This is a genomic window from Virgibacillus proomii, from assembly GCF_018916875.1.
Taxonomy (GTDB): domain Bacteria; phylum Bacillota; class Bacilli; order Bacillales; family Amphibacillaceae; genus Virgibacillus; species Virgibacillus proomii_B.
Map to the genome: position 1 here is coordinate 1 of NZ_JAHLNO010000029.1, position 17,875 is coordinate 17,875.

A 17,875-nucleotide genomic window follows, 5' to 3' on the forward strand; every position below is an offset into this window, starting at 1 on the left:
TAGGTTTTTCTAGCGACTGGCTAAGCTTGGACATTTGTTCTTTTTGATATTCCTTGTCCAGCATCCTAAAGACTTGGAAACCTTCGAGACCACTTTGCATGCGCAATTTTTTGATGACGTTATAAACCCACTCTTCAAATTCCTCCGCTTCTGGACGTTGCGATCTGAATATTGCTTTATAAATACCGAACTCACTTATAGCAGAAAACTTTTGATTCATACCTGTCAATTTGACAGATGTGAGATACTTCTTTTTTAAATGCCTTGTCATTGCGCTTGTTTCGCTATAACCTAATGCGTCAGCAACATCCTTAGCTACCGCCCACCATTCAGATGGTTCAACTTCAACAAATCTTATTTCGTGACCATTCCAATTTTCGGTACGAATGTCCATTGGCTTCCTCCTTCTCTTTTTTAGCTTTTAGAATACGTGGTACCGATGTTTCCAAAAAGAACATTAATACCTTACGTTTGATATGTTCAGGCATTTCATTCATTTTGCTTCCTCCTTCATTTCATTTGGTATAATCTCCCTAGAGGGAGGTGTTAACGTGAGTGTTAAGATAGATGTTTCTAAAAGCTTTGGTAAAAATTTAAATAAAGCTATTTTAAAAAGCATTAAAGAACATACTAGAAAAAACGGAATTGATATCACATGCCCTACATGCGATAAAGAAATTAACGTTAAAAGCACTAACCCTAAATGCAAACACTGTGGAACTACTTTTGATCTAAAGTTTTAACAACAATCTCAAATTTTGTATTATTGGAAGCGTCATTTAATATGGCGCTTGCCTCTTTTAATAATTCAAGGGCGTGTTCAACTTTGTTAGCAAATTCTTCTATACCATTTACATCAATTTGTAAATCGGTTTTATTTTCCTTTTCAAGTGTTTTTAATTCCTTCATTTTGCTTCCTCCTTCATAATTTCATTCACTTTACTAATCGCATTTTCGTAATACCGAAACGACGGAATTTGCTTATCACTATGCCTTGCTTTATCCAATGCCCAAATACCATATTCATCTGTTTTAAGCCCGTGCGCTTTAGCAATACGACCTACCTTATTAGCTGTTATGCCTAACTGTTTTGCAATTTCAGTAGCTGTGTACGTCTTTTCTATTTGCGGCTTTGTCTTAGCTTCTTTTCCTGTGATATGCTCTATAGCATTAATACCGAGTAACTCAACAGCGATTGGAGATAATACTTTATCCTTTTGCATTTCTAGGATTAATTTAGCTTGGCGAGTTTTAGCGTTTAATAGCATCGCTTCAGCACGTTGTTTTTGAATTTGTAGCTTGTCCTGTTCGGTTTGTGGCTTAGCTAGTTGGAGTTCTCCTTTTCTTAAAGACTTCAGTAACTTACGGACGAATGCACGAAACTCTCTCGCTTTTGGTTTTTTGGATAAAAGCGTTACTTCATATATGCCATCTTCGTTGAAAATACGAACCTCCCTTGTTACTTTTCTTCCACCTTCAACTAGGGACATTTTGTCCTCAGTTGAAAACTCAATATCTTTCAAGTAAGGATTTCTATTTACGATCTTTTGAATTCCACTTCTGTCGGAGTAATCCAATGCTTTTGATAAACCATCAATTGTCATAATGGGTTCGTTGTTTTCATTCCAGTACACTTCAACTTCATTTCCTTCAAACATTTCTTTTACTGCTAGTGATAGATTCAATTCGCTTCCTCCTTCACAATTTCGCTAAAGTTACGATCTAAGAATTTCGCCATCTTCCTAGCATGGAATAACCACGTTTGACCTTGAGATTCTGGATAGTAAACAAATTCTTCTAGTTGTTTTTTGAACTTAGGTGGATATAAAATATTATCCTTAATCCACAATTGCTTGCGGTTAATACGTTTTTCTAAGTCTTTCATAGTCCAATAGACACCTTCTAACGACTCATCTTTTAAACGTTCTAACTCTACCTTTTCAATTAAAACTTTGTCGCTAGGTATCGGAATGCTAAGAGATACGTTAAGTTGTTGCATATTAACCCTCCTTACAACAAATCTAATTAGCAATTTTTTCTGGTTCAGTATCAAACAAATATCCTAATTCTAGATCGGGGAAATATTTATTTCTGATTCTGATAGCTTCCATCATTTGAAGTGGCGTTTTTCCATTTAACTTATCCGAAACTGTCGCCGTTCTCCCATTATAAAAATCGTTGGCAATGTCAACCCTTTTAACCCCACGCCTTGCCATTTCTGCATCTAAGTTAGGGAACATTATTTCAACCTCCTTTTTACGATGTGTCGTAACTTACAATTCCAATAATATACGACACGTCGTAATTTGTCAACACAAAAATATAGATTTTTTACGATAAATTGTAAAAAATCTATATACAAACATAAAAACAACTGTTATAATCAATTTAGTTACGCTATATCGTAACTAAAATACGACATAATGTAAGGTGGTGAGAAAATGAGCAAGGGAGAAAGGTTGGAAAAACTAATAAAAGAAAGTCCATACAAAAATGTTTCTAGATTTTCAAAAGCTTCTGGTGTACCTTATACAACGATAAAATCATTTATAGAGAGAGACCTTAATAAGGCTGCCATCGATAGCGTTGTAAAGATAGCGAAAACGCTAAATGTAAGTGTAGAGTATTTAATAGAAGAGGAAATTCCTTTGAAACAAGAAGCCAGCTCTTCTGATTACCCTTACCTTCCAGTCCACGTTGCCGCAGGATTACCAGAAATGATCGATCCTGTATCGGAGGATGATGTGGAAACAATATCTATCCCAGACGCAATAATGGGTAAATGGGCAGGCAGAGACGACATCTTTTTGATGAGAGTTAACGGCGAATCGATGAACAAGATAATACCTAACGACTCTTTGATAGCTGTCAAAAAAATAGATATAAACAACTTGCAGAACGGAGACATAGTTGTTTACAGTAATCACTATGAATACTCCGTTAAACGATTTTATAAATTTGATGACAGACTGGTATTCAAACCATCATCAACCGACATCAGGTTTAGTGATAACAACGTACCGTTTGACAGTTATCACAATTTAAAAATACACGGAAAGGTAGTTCTGTATATAGTTAATTTAGATTAATTTTTTAGCGCTAGGAAATTAATTATCGGGCAGTTAGCTACTGCCCTATTTTTATAAGGAGTGATAACATGGCTAGCTTTACAAAAAGAGGTAAGACATGGCAATACACTATTAGTCGTATGGTTAACGGTAAGTCAAAACCGATAAGAAAAGGAGGGTTTAAAACAAAAAGAGAAGCACAGGCGGCAGCCGCCGATATTGAGTCGAAAATGAATAAGGGTTTTAGTCCAATAACGCGGAAAGTTCCTTTTAATGAATACTTTGAAACATGGATAAAAACATATAAAACAGACATTAAAGAAAACACATTGGCACGTTATAACAATTCATTAGACACTATTAACGAATACTTTAACGATACGGCTATACAGGATATAACAAAGCGATCTTACCAATCTTTTTTAAATGAGTACGCAAAAAATCACGCAAAAGAAACCACAAGAAAACTAAACACACATATACGATCTTGCGTTTTAAATGCGATTGACGAGGGTATTATACATGTTAATTTTACAAGAGGTGCAGTAGTTACCGGAAAGCAGGGTAAAAGCAACGATGAAAAATATTTGAATTATGACGAGAGTCAAAAGCTTTTAAATGCTATTTTGGAAAAGAAAAAGAAAGCTTTAACAGATTACTTAATAATACTGGCTCTTACATCGGGTATGAGATTTGGTGAAATGGTCGGCCTAACTCGTAAAGACTTTGATTTTGACAATAACACCATCAATATAAATAAAACCTGGGGATATACAAATAAAATGCATAAAGGATGGGGAGAAACGAAAACAGGGGAACAACGAGTTATAAAAATGGATACACAGACAATGGGGTTATTTCAAGACCTTTTTGAGAGAAGACCAGAAAATATAAAGAAGCTAGTGTTTTATAGTCCAACATCTAAGTACCATGTTATTAGTAATAGCGCAGTCAATAAGCAATTAAGGGAAATGATGACCAAACTAGACATAAAAGGGAAAGAGATTACTATACACAGCATGAGGCATACCCATGCATCTGTTTTGCTTTACCAAGGAGTATCTTTTTATTATGTGTCCAAACGGTTAGGTCATAAGGATATAGAAACAACATTAAACACATATTCTCATGTGATAAAAGAAATGGAAGAACGAGACGAAAATATGAGCGCCGAAACTTTCCAAAGAATGTATGTGTAAAAAATGTGTAAAATAAAATAAAAAATGATGTTTTCTTGCGATAAACACCTTAGCCTCCAATACCCTCACAAACCTTGATATATCAACGTTTTTTAGTTCCTCTTGAATCTTTGCCAACAACCCAAAACAACGCAAATACGCCCCCGGCAGGATTCGAACCTGCGACACACGGTTTAGGAAACCGATGCTCTATCCCCTGAGCTACGGGGGCATTTATTCAGAATTAACTATAGAATTCTCGTCTTTTTCTTAAACTTTATTGGCTATTTCTATCAAGCATTATCTATTATACAAAATTCCGCCAAACTTGAAAAGTACTAGATAAACTTAACATGGTTTCCGCTTTGCTTGTATGATAAAATATTATACATCTGTTTCGTTATGGATTGGAGGAATAAGCAATGTTAAAAATTCCTTTTATTGCAGTTGAAGGGCCTATCGGTATTGGTAAAACCTCCCTTGCTGAAAAATTAGCTGCACATTTTCAGTTTCATCTATTGAAGGAAATTGTAGAGGAAAATCCTTTTTTAGGAAAGTTTTATGAAAATATCGAAGAGTGGAGCTTTCAAACAGAGATGTTTTTCTTATGCAATCGCTATAAACAATTAGAAGACATCAAAAGAGATTATATAAGCAAATACAAACCAGTCGTTGCAGATTATCATATATTTAAAAATATGATTTTTGCAAAGCGGACGTTGCCTAAAGATAAATTTCTTAAATATGAACAAATATTTAATATTTTAACGAAGGACATGCCTACACCGAATATAATCGTTTATTTGCATGCGAGCCTAGAAACTATTTTAAAACGGATAGAGCTTCGCGGAAGGGAATTTGAACAAAACATACAAACTTCCTATTTAGGACAGCTTGTACAGGATTATGAAATGTTTATGGATCATTTTGAGAAGGAATATCCTTCGATTCCAGTAATCCGAATTGATGGTGATAAGGTTGACTTTGTTTGTTATCAGGAACATTTGGATCAGATCATAGAGCAAGTTTCGAAACAGCTGCCTTATAAATTTCAACAAACATAAGAAAAAAGTTAAGAAAGGGAAAGACATAATTATGAAGGCAAGAGAAAAATACAATATCCCACATGACAGCATTATTACAATTGCTGGTACCGTCGGTGTTGGTAAATCGACAATGACACATGCATTAGCAAATGCCCTTAAGTTTAAAACGTCGTTCGAAAAAGTGGATACAAATCCTTATTTGGAGAAGTTTTATGCGGATTTTGAACGATGGAGCTTTCATCTGCAAATTTATTTTTTAGCAGAACGGTTTAAAGAACAAAAGAAAATTTTTGAATACGGTGGCGGGTTTATTCAAGACCGTTCCATATACGAGGATACAGGCATTTTTGCAAAAATGCATTATGATAATGGAACGATGTCCAAAACAGATTATGAAACATATACAAACCTGTTTGAAGCTATGGTTATGACGCCATATTTCCCTCATCCGGATTTACTTATATATTTAGAAGGTTCTTTTGATGAGATCATCGAACGTATTCATAAACGCGGTCGTGAAATGGAGAAAAATACACCCATTTCTTATTGGCAGGAATTGTATAACCGTTATGAAGAATGGATCAATAACTTTAATGCTTGCCCCATCCTTAGAATTAATATATCTGACTATGATGTCATAAATCAGGAAAAGTCGATTGAGCCGATTCTCAAGCGAATTGGACATTTTATCGAACAGTCACGAAAATGGAAAGCACGAGAACGGGTATAATTATGATACAATCAAATCATTATCGCAACATTCGATAATGGAAGTAGGGACAGCGGAAATATCTATAGGATTATTTAAAGAAAACTAAGCAATTGCCAAGTTTCCAAACAGACAATCTGCTAGAATTTTTGGAGTATCTAAAAGACATACATTCGCTTGTATAACACTATGTTCCTGCTCGTTTATAAAATTTGCTCCTTAAAAAATGGCGACGTTATTATCCGTTGCCATTTTTTAAGGTGCTTCTTTGTTTTCTTGGTTATTCTAAAAACTTATGGAAAACTATATCCTCTACTTTTAGATCACTTACAAAGTGAAACTTCATTCAGTTGGACTTTTCCTTCATTTTTTACTAATTAAAAGAAGAACAAAGGTAAATTTCACGTGCTTTTGAAAAACCTCCATGTATGGCTTCGAAGTTTTCTTTAGTCCTTGAAAAATCGCGATGTATCACTATCGAAGTTTTTCTTGTCTTTGAATAAGAAGAATACTTTTTCGGCGTGTGATGCCTATTCAAGCAATCTCCCTGGTTCTATCGCCCCGAACGAATCGGGCATTTAGGTGTCGTTATCTCCTTAGATAGACTTCTTCACATTCTTAAAGTAGAAGTCTTACGGAACCTTAGATGGAGTAAAAAATCTCCACGGAACTGTCATTCTTCCTTAACACAGCTTGTTTTTTACTTCGCATGTACAAAATTACTTCCCCAATTCTAGGGATCGGTCTCTAGCCGCATATATACAATCTACTACCATTTTTTGAAAATCATTTTGCTCTAAAATATGAATTCCTGCCTCTGTGGTTCCGGCTGGGCTCGTAATCTTTTTGCGTAGTTCCACAGCTGTTTCTTTCGATTGATTCAGCATCTCTCCTGCTCCAAGCACTGTTTGATTAATTAATTGCTTAGCTGTCTTTTCATCCATTCCAGCCTCTACAGCAGCTTTTTCCATTGCTTCCACTACATAATAAATATATGCTGGACCACTGCCAGAAAGCGCCGTGACCAAATGCATTTCGGCTTCATCAACTACTACCGTTGTCCCGATCGTGTTAAATAATTGTACACCTACTTTTAGATGTTCTTCTGTTACATAAGCGCCTGTACATAAAGCTGTTGCAGAATAACCGATGGAAGCTGATGTGTTTGGCATTGCTCGAATAATAGGGATAGTTAAACCGACAAATTCCTGAATCGCAGTCGTTGACACACCTGCTGTCACAGAAATAATTAATTGCTCCCTCCTCAAGTATTTTTTGATAGGCTGGATTGCCTGTTCAATATCATTCGGTTTAACAGCTAAAAAAATAATATCGGAATGATTAATTAAATCTTCCTTATCATGTATAATGTTCATCTGATAACGTTCCTTCAATTGTTGAAGTCTCTCGTAATCATTGCGATTTGTTACCGTTAATTGGCTTTTATCGATAATTCCAGATCGTACTAAACCGGCAATAATTGCCTCAGCAATAGATCCAGCACCAATAAATGCAATATATTTATCCATATTTTACTCCTCCTTCAACACTTCTTCATAAAACGAACAAACAAAGCATAAAACGCTGGTTATCGACGACAAACTGGCGAGCTTCTAACAAGATAAAGTGAAATTTCATTTCTTGGAATGCTTTTCCCAAGAAATGTTAGTAGTAAGGGTATGACCTAAAGGCCTCTGAACCAATCGGGCATTTAGGTGCCGTTATCTCCAATTTAATACTTCTCCGTATTCTCTAAGTTGTAGTTTACAGCACCTTACATCGGGATAAAGTGAAACTTAATGCTTTTCTCCTTGAAAAAGAGGAACGCTTTTTCTGCGTGCGATGTGTCGCTGACGTAGCTTTTCTTGTCCTTGAAAAAGAGGAACGCTTTTTCTGCGTGCGATGTGTCGCTGACGTAGCTTTTCTTGTCCTTGAAAAAGAGGAACGCTTTTCTGCGTGCGATGTGTCGCTGACGTAGCTTTTCTTGTCCTTGAAAAAGAGGAACGCTTTTTCTGCGTGCGATGTGTCGCTGTCAAAGTTTTTCCTCGTCCTTGAAACAGAAGTACACTTTTTCTGCGTACAATGCCTTTTCAAGCAATCTCTCTCGTCCTTAAAAAAACCGCGATGATCGCTGATGTAGTTTTCCTTGTCCTGTCACCCAAACGAATCGGGGATTTTGAGGACGTTTTTCTCATCAAAAATCATAAGCAGATTTTTGATATGAGAAAATACGGCCTCCTTACATTCGGGATAAAGAAAATACAGCGGACGGCAAAACCCAATTTAGACGGATAACTTGATCGCTTAAGTGAGGCTACACGAAGCTAAAAGATAACCATGCCATGTAGAAGCATATATAGGTTGCCACAAAATAAAAAAACCCTTTCTATCCTGAATATAAGGACGAAAAGAGTTTCCGCGGTACCACCTATATTGGCATAGTTATACTATACCCAACTTTTATTGATAACACAGCATTTTCTGCGGCCAGTTTTTACTAACAGCTCATAGGTAGGTTCATACCTGTCGGTTACGTTTGGGATCTTTCAGCCGATGAATCCCGCTCTCTTTCGTTCGTACATGGTATTACTAGCCTAGTCATTGCTTTTAATATTTTTATTTGATTAATTATGTACTATATGCGCAAATCGTTAAAATGTCAAGTGACTATGATCTTTGTCCGAATAAACAACATATTGCCATCCATAAAAACAGCATTTTTAAGCCCTTAACGAGTTAAAAAAATCGCTACGATGTAACGATTTTTTCATCTCCAAAATTTTATGCGCTAATATAAAATGGAGGAGGTAGAGGGATTCGAACCCCCGCGGGCTGTTACACCCCTGTCGGTTTTCAAGACCGATCCCTTCAGCCAGACTTGGGTATACCTCCGTGGCGACAAGATATAATATACCATGGTTTCAATATGCTTGTCAATTGTAAATATTTCTTTAGAAAAAGTTTTATTTTTCCCTTCTAGTTTCGACTATTTACAATATCATATTATCACTGAAAATTCGCTCCCTCTTGCAACTGAAATATCCCCATTCAGTTGCAAGAGGGAAAATTTGTTTCATTATGTTATGTGAACTGAACCTCAGCTTATATTATATTCCTTGTCCAACTATAACATGCAATAAAATTCCCTAAGCTTAAAAGTTATAGAGGGTGTTCAAAAAGTCAGTAATAAGAACGCTTCGAATTCCTTCGGACGTTAGAACGTATAAAATATTAGCATGAAATTCATTTAACATAGTTAAAATTTTTTAAGTTCTAAGTATAAGTGCAACGTAGCTATCGTCTAAGCTCTGTGAAGATGTATCTAATCAAAGCTTTTTTACTAAAAGCGCCCACGTCCTGTGGGCAACGTAGAAATCAGCACTTGTACAAACCCGCTATCCAAAACTACGTCATCCTTAAACTTCGACTAGCTAGGACGTGCTAGTCTCGGCATTGCAACAAGGATGTTACGAAATTATCTGACCTTTGTCCTTTTTATCCTCCTTGTTGAACAGCACTTATAATCACTTTACTGCTCTTTTACTACTGTTTTCGCAAATCGATCATGCGGGAGGATTGCCCCATCTTCACTTTCAAATGCTTTTCGGTTTTTTAAGTAATCAATCGTACTGCATGTATCTCTATACCCGATACGTTTTAAAATTTGGACTGGAGTTAATGCTGAACCAGTTTCATTTTCAAGAACGAGCCCCATTTTTTTATAACCTATCGTTTGACCACCTTTCCGTAATTGCGCAAATTCCAGAGCCCACATGACTACTGTTGGGGTTAGGAAAACATGAACTGCTTCATTTTTGACTTTTTTCCGTAAAAAATGCTCAACTCCAAGTGTTACAAAACTTGATATTGTTAGATCAAGCAGCAACGCCTTCGTACGCTTTTTTGTTATCGGCTTCACGAATATTCCCCCTTTAATGGTTACTCATCATTATATACGATTAGCAAAAGAAGTGGTTTCAATTGTTTTCCACTTCGATTCAGTTCGGATGATAAAATAACCAACCTCTCCACACTACATCATGGAGAGGTTATACACTGGCAAGAAATTGAGTTTCTAACAAATTACTGATACCTAACAAAGAAGGCTATATATCATTGTGACATTTTCTAATCAGCTATCAAGTTTTTAGCATACGCTAATTTGCAATTGTCCTTTCCTGAAACTCACGTCGAACACGTTTATACGCTTCCTCATCCGTAATAAGTTTTAATGCAGTAAAAGCAGCGGCCTTTGCTGCTATGAGTAAAGCCTGATCAGCTTGTTTTGACTTTGCTGCTTCACGAAAGGCGACCGTATGACCAATTAAATCACTTGGACCAATTTTTATATGAGGGTGAATAGTCGGAACAACTTGGCTAATGTTCCCCGCATCTGTTGATCCGATTGCTGTTTTTTCTACTGAAAGTACTTTCTCTCCCAAAGTTTCTACTTCCTGTTTAAAGAGATCATCAAAGCTTTGATTCACAATAAAATTATCGACTTCATTTTGAAATGCAGTAATTTTCACTTCCGCTCCCGTTGCTAAAGCAGCACCTTGGGCAATTGCTTTGATTCGTTCCGTGATTTGATTTAATGTTGTTCTTGTGGCAGCGCGAATGAAAAATCTCGCTTTCGCATAATCTGGTACAACATTCGGTGCATCACCGCCATCGGTAATAATACCATGAATCCGCACATCTTTCGGAACGTGTTGACGTAATGCGTTGATTCCGTTAAAAAGCTGAATTACTCCATCCAACGCATTAATTCCTTGTTCTGGATGAGCTGATGCATGTGCTGCTTTACCAAAAAACTCAAAATCAAGTGGATCTACTGCTAAGGAGGGACCAGTCAATGTTGTATCTGCTCCGGGATGAACCATGATGGCTGCATCAATATAATCAACTAATCCAGCCTTTACAAAGCTTCCTTTTGCACTTCCATTTGGTCCACCTTCTTCAGCTGGGGTACCGAATACGACTACTTCTCCACCGATTTCATCGATTACCTTACTTAAACCAATAGCTGCTGCAATACTTATCGTTCCAATTAAATTATGACCACAGGCATGCCCAATTTCTGGAAGGGCATCATATTCTGCTAAAAAAACAAGTTTTAACCCATTCTGTTTCCCTTTTCGCTTGGCAATAAATGCCGTTGGATGTCCGGCGATATCCAACTCGATTTCGAAGCCTTTCTCTACCAAAAGATCCGTTAATGTTTTAGCTGCATATACCTCCTGATTACCGATCTCTGGATTTTCATGGATTGTATGGCTTATTTCTATATATCTGTCTTGATTAGCATCTATATCTTCTGCTATTTGCTGTTTTAGTTTCTCTATCTTTTTTACGACTACAGTCATCTGCTTCACCTCATTTAATTTTTATTAATATCCAATCTCACTTAACGGTAAAAACGTTGGAATTGTATTTCCTTTACGTTCTTTTTTAATGAAATTAGCTACATCCTTAGATTGATAAATTTTTACCAGTTTATTTAACAACTTATCATCTTTATCTTTAGCTTGAACGGCTATGATGTTTACATAAGGTGTTGCCGTCTCGTCTTCATGATAAATTGAATCTTCTAAAGGACTTAAGCCAGCATCAACAGCTATCCCATTATTAATAATCGATGCATCAACATCTGGAAGAACTCTTGGCGTTTGCCCCGCTACCAATAATTCAAATGTAAGATTTTTTGGGTTTTCTGCAATTTTGTCTAATGAGCCGTTACCATCAAAACCTTCTTCCAATTTAATCAGCCCAGCATCCTCAAGAAGTAACAATCCTCTTCCCATATTCGTCGTTTCCTTCGCTAAGGCGATCTTTCCACCTTCAGGAATATCCTCAGGACTGTCATGCTTTTCGGAATATAACCCCATTGGTGCAATAACCGTTGTTGCAATTGGCGCTAAGTCTAAATCATGCTCTTTAATGAAATTTTCAAAGTAAGATATCGTTTGAAACGAATTGGCATCAATTTCACCTTCAGCTAATGCTAAATTTGGCTGTACATAATCTGAAAAACGAACGATTTCTACATTAATTCCTTCCTTTTTCGCTTTTTTTGCTACATAATCCCAAATCGTCGTATCTGAGCCACTGATTCCCACCTTGACTGTAGAAGTTGCTTCACTTTTAGAACAAGCAGTAATCAAAACTGCAATTAATAATAATGAAAAGATGAATACGATTTTTTTCATGTTGTTTCGCTCCTCTTTTTATCTTCTTCTGACTTTTTTAGCAATGAAATTGCCAATTGATTGCAAACTTTGTACCATAATGATCAGAATACCAACTGTAATTACCATAACAACCGTATCAAAGCGTTGATATCCATAAGTAATTGCTAAGTCGCCAAGTCCGCCACCGCCAACAGCACCCGCCATTGCCGAAGCGCCAACTAAACCAATTGTTGCAATAGTTATCCCTAATAGTAATGAACTAAGTGCTTCCGGAATTAAAAAACGCATCATAATTTGCCATGGCGTTGCTCCCATTGCTTGTGCTGCTTCCATCACTCCAGGGTCCACCTCTAATAATGAATTCTCGATTAAACGGGCTATATATGGTCCAGCAAATAAAACCATTGGTACAATAGCAGCTGCTGTTCCAATCGATGTTCCTACAATTAATCTTGTGAAAGGGATAACTGCTACCATTAGAATAATAAATGGTATGGAACGGAAAATATTTATGACTGTGTTTAAAGCTGTAAAAATAAATTTATTCTCCCATAAATGCCCTTTTCGTGTCACAACTAATAAAATTCCTAAAACGAGACCGATAATAAAAGAAAAGATTAAAGATACACCTACCATGACAATTGTTTCCCATAATGCTTGGATAATTTCTTGCTCGTCAACTAACATCTACTAACACTTCCTTTATCGCCACTTTATGCTGATGAATATGCATGATGACACGATTTATTTCTTTTTCCTCTCCCGAAAACTGAACAATCAAGTTGCCAAAAGGAATCCCCTGAAGCTCTGTAATACTGCCAAATAGAACATTGACATCGACGGTATATTGTTTAGCAATTTGTGATAATAGTGGTTCACCTGCTGATTTTCCGACAAAACTGATTCGGTATAGTTGGCTGCCATCACCTTGTTGTCTAATTAATTGAAAGATCGACTCCGGTATATTATCATGCATGACAGAACGGACAAAATTACGTGTAATAGCTGTTTTTGGCTGTGAAAAAACGTCAAATACACTGCCTGTTTCAATCACTCTTCCCTTATCCAAGACCGCTACCTTATCACATATTTCACGAATAACGCCCATCTCATGAGTAATCATCAAAATAGTGACATGATACTCTTCATTGACTTTTTTTAATAATTTTAAAATGGACTGTGTCGTTTCTGGATCCAATGCAGAGGTTGCTTCATCACATAAAAGTATCTTCGGTTTGGTTGCTAATGCTCGTGCAATCCCTACACGCTGCTTTTGACCACCCGATAACTGATCTGGATAAGTTTTTGCCTTATCCGCTAAGCCAACAAATGCTAACAGCTCGGTAACCCGTTTCTTTACTTCCTCCTTGGGAACATTGGCTAATAATAAAGGCATTGCCACATTTGTATAAACATTTTTGGAGTTCAATAAATTAAAATGCTGAAAAATCATACCAATTTTTCGTTTTGCCTCTCTTAATTTCTTAGAAGAAAGATGTAATAAGTTCTTGCCGTCCACTACCACCTTTCCGGATGTCGGTCGTTCTAGTAAATTAACACAGCGAATCAGTGAGCTTTTCCCCGCACCACTAAATCCGATAACGCCATAAATCTCTCCTTTGTCAATATGCAAGTTTACATCATCTAATGCTGTTACTTGCTGCTGTTTCCCTTCATAAATTTTTGTTACATGATCAAATGTAATCACCATCTCACTCCCCAATTATTTTCTTTAGCAAACTAGCGACAAACCTCTTGACGCAAAACCTATCTAAATTTCACACATCAGTTTATCTTGCTATGACACTAAAAAAACTTAGCTTGTCGCCAAGTCTTTATGGCGAAAATGATCGTTTTTCTTATACTATAAAGCTAAGGTTTTATACCTTTCTACAGTATAAAAAAATGCCCCTTCCATAAGAAGAGGCATTTGCATATCTCCTCTTCTTATCTTTCAAGCTAATGCTTGCTGGATTTGGCACAGTACTATAGAATAGTCCGCTGCCGAGGTTTCTTCGGGCCAGTCCCTCCACCTCTCTCGATAAGAAGTATTTGATTTTTATAATAATATTCAAAAAATCCAGTAAAATAACTCGTTTCTGTTGCTTAAGTTGTTAACTTACGTACAATCCACTTTCTAAATTTATTAGCTCAAAAGCAATTTTTATCCCTAGTTAAACAAAACGGATATGATGAAATTCAATTCTTGCACGAAGATGCTTATCTAGTGTATAAAAAGAAAAATCCCTCCTTATTTGTAATAAGAAGAGATTTGCAATTTATGGCGCTCTCTTCTTATTTTTCAAGCATATATGCTTGTTGGATTTGGCACAGTACTATAAAGATAGTCCGCTGCCGAGGTTTCTTCGGGCCAATTCCCTCCACCTCTCTTCATAAGAAGCTTTACGTTATGAACTTATTATAATGTCTATTAGGATACTACTGTTTTTACTTTCTGTCAAATACTTTTTTTAGAAAAACTTGGTTTGTCGCCAAGTCTTTAGCGAAAGCTGTAGTTTTTCTTATACTATAAACCATAAAAATTTTATATTTTCCTATAGTCTATAGTGTAAAAAAATGTTTCCTTATTTCATTATTTCCCTTCCACCCATGTATGGACGTAATGCAGTAGGGATAATAACCGTACCATCCTCTTGCTGGTAGTTTTCTAAAATAGCAGCTACCGTGCGGCCGACTGCTAAACCAGAACCATTTAATGTATGAACAAATTCCGGTTTTGCTTTAGCTTCTCTTCGGAAACGAATATTAGCACGTCTTGCTTGGAAATCTTCAAAGTTAGAACAAGAAGAAATTTCTCGATACGTATGCTGACTAGGAATCCATACCTCAATATCATATTTTTTACTGGCTGTAAATCCTAAATCACCTGTACACATACTCATCACTCGATATGGTAATTCTAACAGCTGGAGTACCTTTTCTGCATGGGTTGTCAATGCTTCAAGCGTTTCATAAGAGTCTTCTGGTTTGACAAAGTGGACAAGCTCCACTTTATTGAATTGATGTTGACGAATTAATCCTCTTGTATCCCTTCCGGCAGAACCCGCTTCAGAACGGAAGCAGCTGCTAAATGCTGCATATTTTTTCGGTAAATCATCTGCTTTTAAAATTTCGTCTCGGTAATAATTAGTTACAGGAACTTCTGCCGTAGGAGCCAAAAAATAATCCCAGTCCTCCAGCTTAAATACATCTTCTGCAAACTTTGGCAATTGGCCGGTCCCCGTTAAACTAGCTCGATTAATGATTTGTGGTGGCAACATTTCCTCATAGCCATGCTCATCTACATGTAAATCCAACATAAAATTCCACAATGCCCGTTCTAAACGTGATCCTAACCCTTTATAAAATACAAATCGGCTGCCAGTTACTTTACCTGCACGTTCAAAATCGACTATATCCAAATTAGTAGCTATATCCCAATGCGGTTTCGGTTCATATGAAAATGGTGGCAAGGTTCCCCATTTCCGTATTTCTACATTATCTTCTTCATCTTCCCCAACTGGTACACTTTCATGAGGAATATTAGGGATAGAGAGCATAATATGTTCCAGCTCATCATTAATTTCCTTCAATTCCTTATCTAGTCTGGCAATTTCATCACCAACCTCGCGCATCGCTTTAATTGCCGGTTCAGCATCTTTCTTTTCCCGTTTTAATACAGAGATTTGCTTCGACGTTTCATTTCGCTTTGCTTTTAATTGCTCCGTATCGGCAATAAGCTGACGTCGTTTTTCATCAAGGTCGCCAAACCGATGGAGCTCGGATAAATCCTCTCCTCGATGCTGTAATTTTTGCTTTACTTCTCCCAAATGATTACGTAAATATTTCATATCCAGCATATACTCGTTCCTCCTTTATTTTTCTTAACAAATCAAAAAACTCCCGCCCCTAAAAATAGGGACGAGAGTATAATTCCCGCGTTGCCACCCTGATTGAAGAATACATATTCTTCCGGCTTCATGTTGTAACGGTACGCAAACCGGGTTTATTTACTATCCAAAGAATTCAATAAACCAGCTTAAGGACGGATTCATAGCTGTCTCACATCGATTCACACCAACCATCGACTCTCTTGGAAAGACATTACTATTACTGCTTCCTGTCATCACTTTTTATTATTATCTTCTATCATAACCGATTTTTTATGCTTATGCAACTATCGCCAATAAATTTACGAAACCTCTTCAACCATGGTTATGAAATAAGCTAATAGTCGCTGATCATCCGTCAATTCTGGATGAAAAGCGGTTGCCAAAAATGGACCTTGGCGAACTGCCACAATATGATCATGATACGTTGCAAGTACTTCAACAGCTGTTCCTACTTTTGTTACGTAAGGAGCACGAATAAATACAGCATTAAAATCATTGGCAATACCTGTTATTTCTAATTCTGCTTCAAAGCTTGCCACCTGACGACCAAAAGCGTTACGAGCAACTGTCATATCGATTAATCCAAGATGAGCTTCAGCTTGTCCTTCAATAGCTTTAGCCATTAAGATCATACCCGCACATGTACCAAAGATCGGCTTTCCTTGGTTGGCAAAATCCCGAATCGGGTCAATAAAACCGTAACTGTCGATTAATCGCCTAATGGTTGTACTCTCGCCGCCAGGTAAGATTAAACCATCTATTTCTGCCAGCTGTTCTTTTTGTTTTATCTCAACTGCCTCAGCGCCGCATGCTCTCACAGCTCGAATATGCTCGCGAACAGCGCCTTGTAAGGCAAGTACACCGATGGTCGTCATAAAACATTCCTTCTTTCTTACTCGCTCCGATCTTGCATACGATCATGAGCTTCTAGTGTACTCATTTCGATCCCCTTCATAGCCTCACCTAGATCCTTAGATAGTTCAGCTATTAATTTATAATCTTTGTAATGTGTTGTTGCTTCCACAATTGCTTTCGCATATTTAGCTGGATTGGATGATTTAAAAATACCAGAGCCAACAAATATTCCATCCGCTCCTAACTCCATCATCAATGCGGCATCACTAGGGGTTGCAATTCCACCTGCAGCAAAGTTTACTACCGGCAAGCGACCTTCTTTGCGTATCTCAAGCAATAGTTCAAATGGAGCACCGATCTCCTTGGCATATGTCATCACTTCATCTCGTGACATTGCAGTTAGCATACGGATTTCTGATTGTACTTGTCTCATATGCCGAACGGCTTCAACAATATTACCAGTTCCAGGCTCACCTTTCGTACGCAACATGGAAGCACCTTCGCCAATACGGCGTGCTGCTTCGCCAAGATTACGGCATCCGCAAACAAATGGTACAGTAAAGTCTGATTTATTAATATGGTATACATCATCCGCAGGGGTTAACACTTCACTTTCGTCAATATAGTCAACACCCATTGCTTCTAATACACGAGCTTCTGTAATATGGCCAATACGTGCTTTTGCCATGACAGGAATGGATACAGCATTTAATACTTCCTCAGTAATCGTTGGGTCAGCCATTCGAGCTACACCACCAGCTGCTCGAATATCGGAAGGTACGCGCTCTAGTGCCATGACAGCAACTGCTCCTGCTTCTTCAGCTATCTTTGCTTGTTCTGCATTGACAACGTCCATAATAACGCCGCCTTTTTGCATTTCAGCCATTCCTCGTTTCACACGGTCTGTTCCTATATTAGACACTGAAAACTCCCCC

General features: G+C 37.2%; 21 protein-coding genes, 2 tRNA genes, 2 riboswitches and 1 other annotated feature. Of the genes, 5 read left to right on the forward strand and 18 right to left on the reverse strand.

What is annotated here, in order from left to right; translation table 11 throughout:
• Positions 1–394: BRO-N domain-containing protein (locus tag KQI21_RS15345; RefSeq protein WP_253291580.1), on the reverse strand; the 394-nt coding region annotated here is incomplete at its 3' end.
• The gene (locus KQI21_RS15350; RefSeq protein ID WP_216485115.1) at positions 345–497 is read right to left on the reverse strand and encodes a hypothetical protein; all 153 of its coding nucleotides are present in this window, start codon (positions 495–497) and stop codon (positions 345–347) included. The genes KQI21_RS15345 and KQI21_RS15350, both read right to left, overlap by 50 nt.
• Positions 498–551: 54 nt before the next feature.
• On the opposite strand from KQI21_RS15350, the gene KQI21_RS15355 reads away from it, so the two are divergent.
• Positions 552–743, forward strand: a complete 192-nt coding sequence (locus KQI21_RS15355; RefSeq protein ID WP_216485116.1) for a hypothetical protein — start codon at positions 552–554, stop codon at positions 741–743.
• Here KQI21_RS15355 and KQI21_RS15360 read toward each other — a convergent pair.
• From KQI21_RS15360 to KQI21_RS15375, 4 genes are read right to left on the reverse strand one after another with little or no spacing between them, the layout of a single operon-like run.
• Complete coding sequence (locus KQI21_RS15360; RefSeq protein WP_216485117.1) at positions 721–909, reverse strand: hypothetical protein; 189 nt, start codon at positions 907–909, stop codon at positions 721–723. The genes KQI21_RS15355 and KQI21_RS15360 overlap by 23 nt on opposite strands.
• On the reverse strand, positions 906–1,685 hold the full coding sequence (locus KQI21_RS15365; protein ID WP_216485118.1) for a BRO-N domain-containing protein: 780 nt from the start codon (positions 1,683–1,685) through the stop codon (positions 906–908). The genes KQI21_RS15360 and KQI21_RS15365 overlap by 4 nt, the downstream gene beginning before the upstream one ends.
• Positions 1,682–1,999 (reverse strand): DUF771 domain-containing protein, encoded by a 318-nt coding sequence (locus tag KQI21_RS15370; RefSeq protein WP_216485119.1) that lies wholly within the window; start codon positions 1,997–1,999, stop codon positions 1,682–1,684. Before KQI21_RS15370 ends, KQI21_RS15365 begins: the two co-directional genes overlap by 4 nt.
• 22 nt (positions 2,000–2,021) lie before the next feature.
• Positions 2,022–2,240 carry an XRE family transcriptional regulator gene (locus KQI21_RS15375; RefSeq protein ID WP_216485120.1) on the reverse strand — a complete coding sequence of 73 codons (219 nt, stop codon included), beginning with the start codon at positions 2,238–2,240 and terminating at the stop codon, positions 2,022–2,024.
• A 201-nt stretch (positions 2,241–2,441) separates the two neighbouring features.
• Here KQI21_RS15375 and KQI21_RS15380 point away from each other — a divergent pair, with 201 nt between their 5' ends.
• Complete coding sequence (locus KQI21_RS15380; RefSeq protein WP_216485121.1) at positions 2,442–3,089, forward strand: helix-turn-helix domain-containing protein; 648 nt, start codon at positions 2,442–2,444, stop codon at positions 3,087–3,089.
• Between the two features lie 68 nt (positions 3,090–3,157).
• On the forward strand, positions 3,158–4,267 hold the full coding sequence (locus KQI21_RS15385; protein ID WP_216485122.1) for a site-specific integrase: 1,110 nt from the start codon (positions 3,158–3,160) through the stop codon (positions 4,265–4,267).
• A gap of 138 nt (positions 4,268–4,405) precedes the next feature.
• On the opposite strand, the gene KQI21_RS15390 is transcribed toward KQI21_RS15385, so the two are convergent.
• Positions 4,406–4,478 (reverse strand) — tRNA-Arg (locus KQI21_RS15390).
• Positions 4,479–4,668: 190 nt separating this feature from the next.
• On the opposite strand from KQI21_RS15390, the gene KQI21_RS15395 reads away from it, so the two are divergent.
• Complete coding sequence (locus KQI21_RS15395) at positions 4,669–5,310, forward strand: deoxynucleoside kinase (RefSeq protein ID WP_216485123.1); 642 nt, start codon at positions 4,669–4,671, stop codon at positions 5,308–5,310.
• Between the two features lie 31 nt (positions 5,311–5,341).
• Positions 5,342–6,022: a deoxynucleoside kinase gene (locus KQI21_RS15400; protein WP_216485124.1), complete on the forward strand. Its 681-nt coding sequence runs from the start codon at positions 5,342–5,344 to the stop codon at positions 6,020–6,022.
• Positions 6,023–6,720: 698 nt separating this feature from the next.
• Here KQI21_RS15400 and proC read toward each other — a convergent pair.
• The 11 genes from proC to pdxS form a co-directional block, all read right to left on the reverse strand.
• Entirely contained in the window at positions 6,721–7,530 is an 810-nt protein-coding gene (gene proC, locus KQI21_RS15405) for a pyrroline-5-carboxylate reductase (RefSeq protein WP_216485125.1), read from the reverse strand.
• 235 nt (positions 7,531–7,765) lie between these two features.
• Entirely contained in the window at positions 7,766–8,095 is a 330-nt protein-coding gene (locus tag KQI21_RS15410; protein WP_216485126.1) for a hypothetical protein, read from the reverse strand.
• A gap of 705 nt (positions 8,096–8,800) precedes the next feature.
• Positions 8,801–8,893: transfer RNA gene (locus tag KQI21_RS15415), tRNA-Ser, on the reverse strand.
• Between the two features lie 637 nt (positions 8,894–9,530).
• Entirely contained in the window at positions 9,531–9,920 is a 390-nt protein-coding gene (locus tag KQI21_RS15420; protein ID WP_216485127.1) for an RDD family protein, read from the reverse strand.
• A 238-nt stretch (positions 9,921–10,158) separates the two neighbouring features.
• A complete protein-coding gene (locus KQI21_RS15425; RefSeq protein WP_216485128.1) occupies positions 10,159–11,367 on the reverse strand; it encodes a M20 family metallopeptidase in 1,209 nt (402 codons plus the stop codon).
• A gap of 24 nt (positions 11,368–11,391) precedes the next feature.
• On the reverse strand, positions 11,392–12,210 hold the full coding sequence (locus KQI21_RS15430; protein ID WP_216485129.1) for a MetQ/NlpA family ABC transporter substrate-binding protein: 819 nt from the start codon (positions 12,208–12,210) through the stop codon (positions 11,392–11,394).
• Between the two features lie 18 nt (positions 12,211–12,228).
• Positions 12,229–12,879 (reverse strand): methionine ABC transporter permease, encoded by a 651-nt coding sequence (locus tag KQI21_RS15435; protein ID WP_216485130.1) that lies wholly within the window; start codon positions 12,877–12,879, stop codon positions 12,229–12,231.
• Positions 12,869–13,900 (reverse strand): methionine ABC transporter ATP-binding protein, encoded by a 1,032-nt coding sequence (locus KQI21_RS15440; RefSeq protein WP_216485131.1) that lies wholly within the window; start codon positions 13,898–13,900, stop codon positions 12,869–12,871. Before KQI21_RS15440 ends, KQI21_RS15435 begins: the two co-directional genes overlap by 11 nt.
• A gap of 236 nt (positions 13,901–14,136) precedes the next feature.
• Positions 14,137–14,240: riboswitch (SAM riboswitch) on the reverse strand.
• A 244-nt stretch (positions 14,241–14,484) separates the two neighbouring features.
• A riboswitch (SAM riboswitch) is annotated at positions 14,485–14,592 on the reverse strand.
• Positions 14,593–14,777: 185 nt separating this feature from the next.
• A complete protein-coding gene (gene serS, locus KQI21_RS15445; protein ID WP_216485132.1) occupies positions 14,778–16,052 on the reverse strand; it encodes a serine--tRNA ligase in 1,275 nt (424 codons plus the stop codon).
• Between the two features lie 54 nt (positions 16,053–16,106).
• Positions 16,107–16,328: a binding site (T-box leader), on the reverse strand.
• Positions 16,329–16,384: 56 nt separating this feature from the next.
• Positions 16,385–16,960 (reverse strand): pyridoxal 5'-phosphate synthase glutaminase subunit PdxT, encoded by a 576-nt coding sequence (gene pdxT / locus KQI21_RS15450; protein ID WP_216485133.1) that lies wholly within the window; start codon positions 16,958–16,960, stop codon positions 16,385–16,387.
• Between the two features lie 17 nt (positions 16,961–16,977).
• Positions 16,978–17,862 carry a pyridoxal 5'-phosphate synthase lyase subunit PdxS gene (pdxS, locus tag KQI21_RS15455; RefSeq protein WP_077318883.1) on the reverse strand — a complete coding sequence of 295 codons (885 nt, stop codon included), beginning with the start codon at positions 17,860–17,862 and terminating at the stop codon, positions 16,978–16,980.
• Positions 17,863–17,875: the final 13 nt, after the last annotated feature.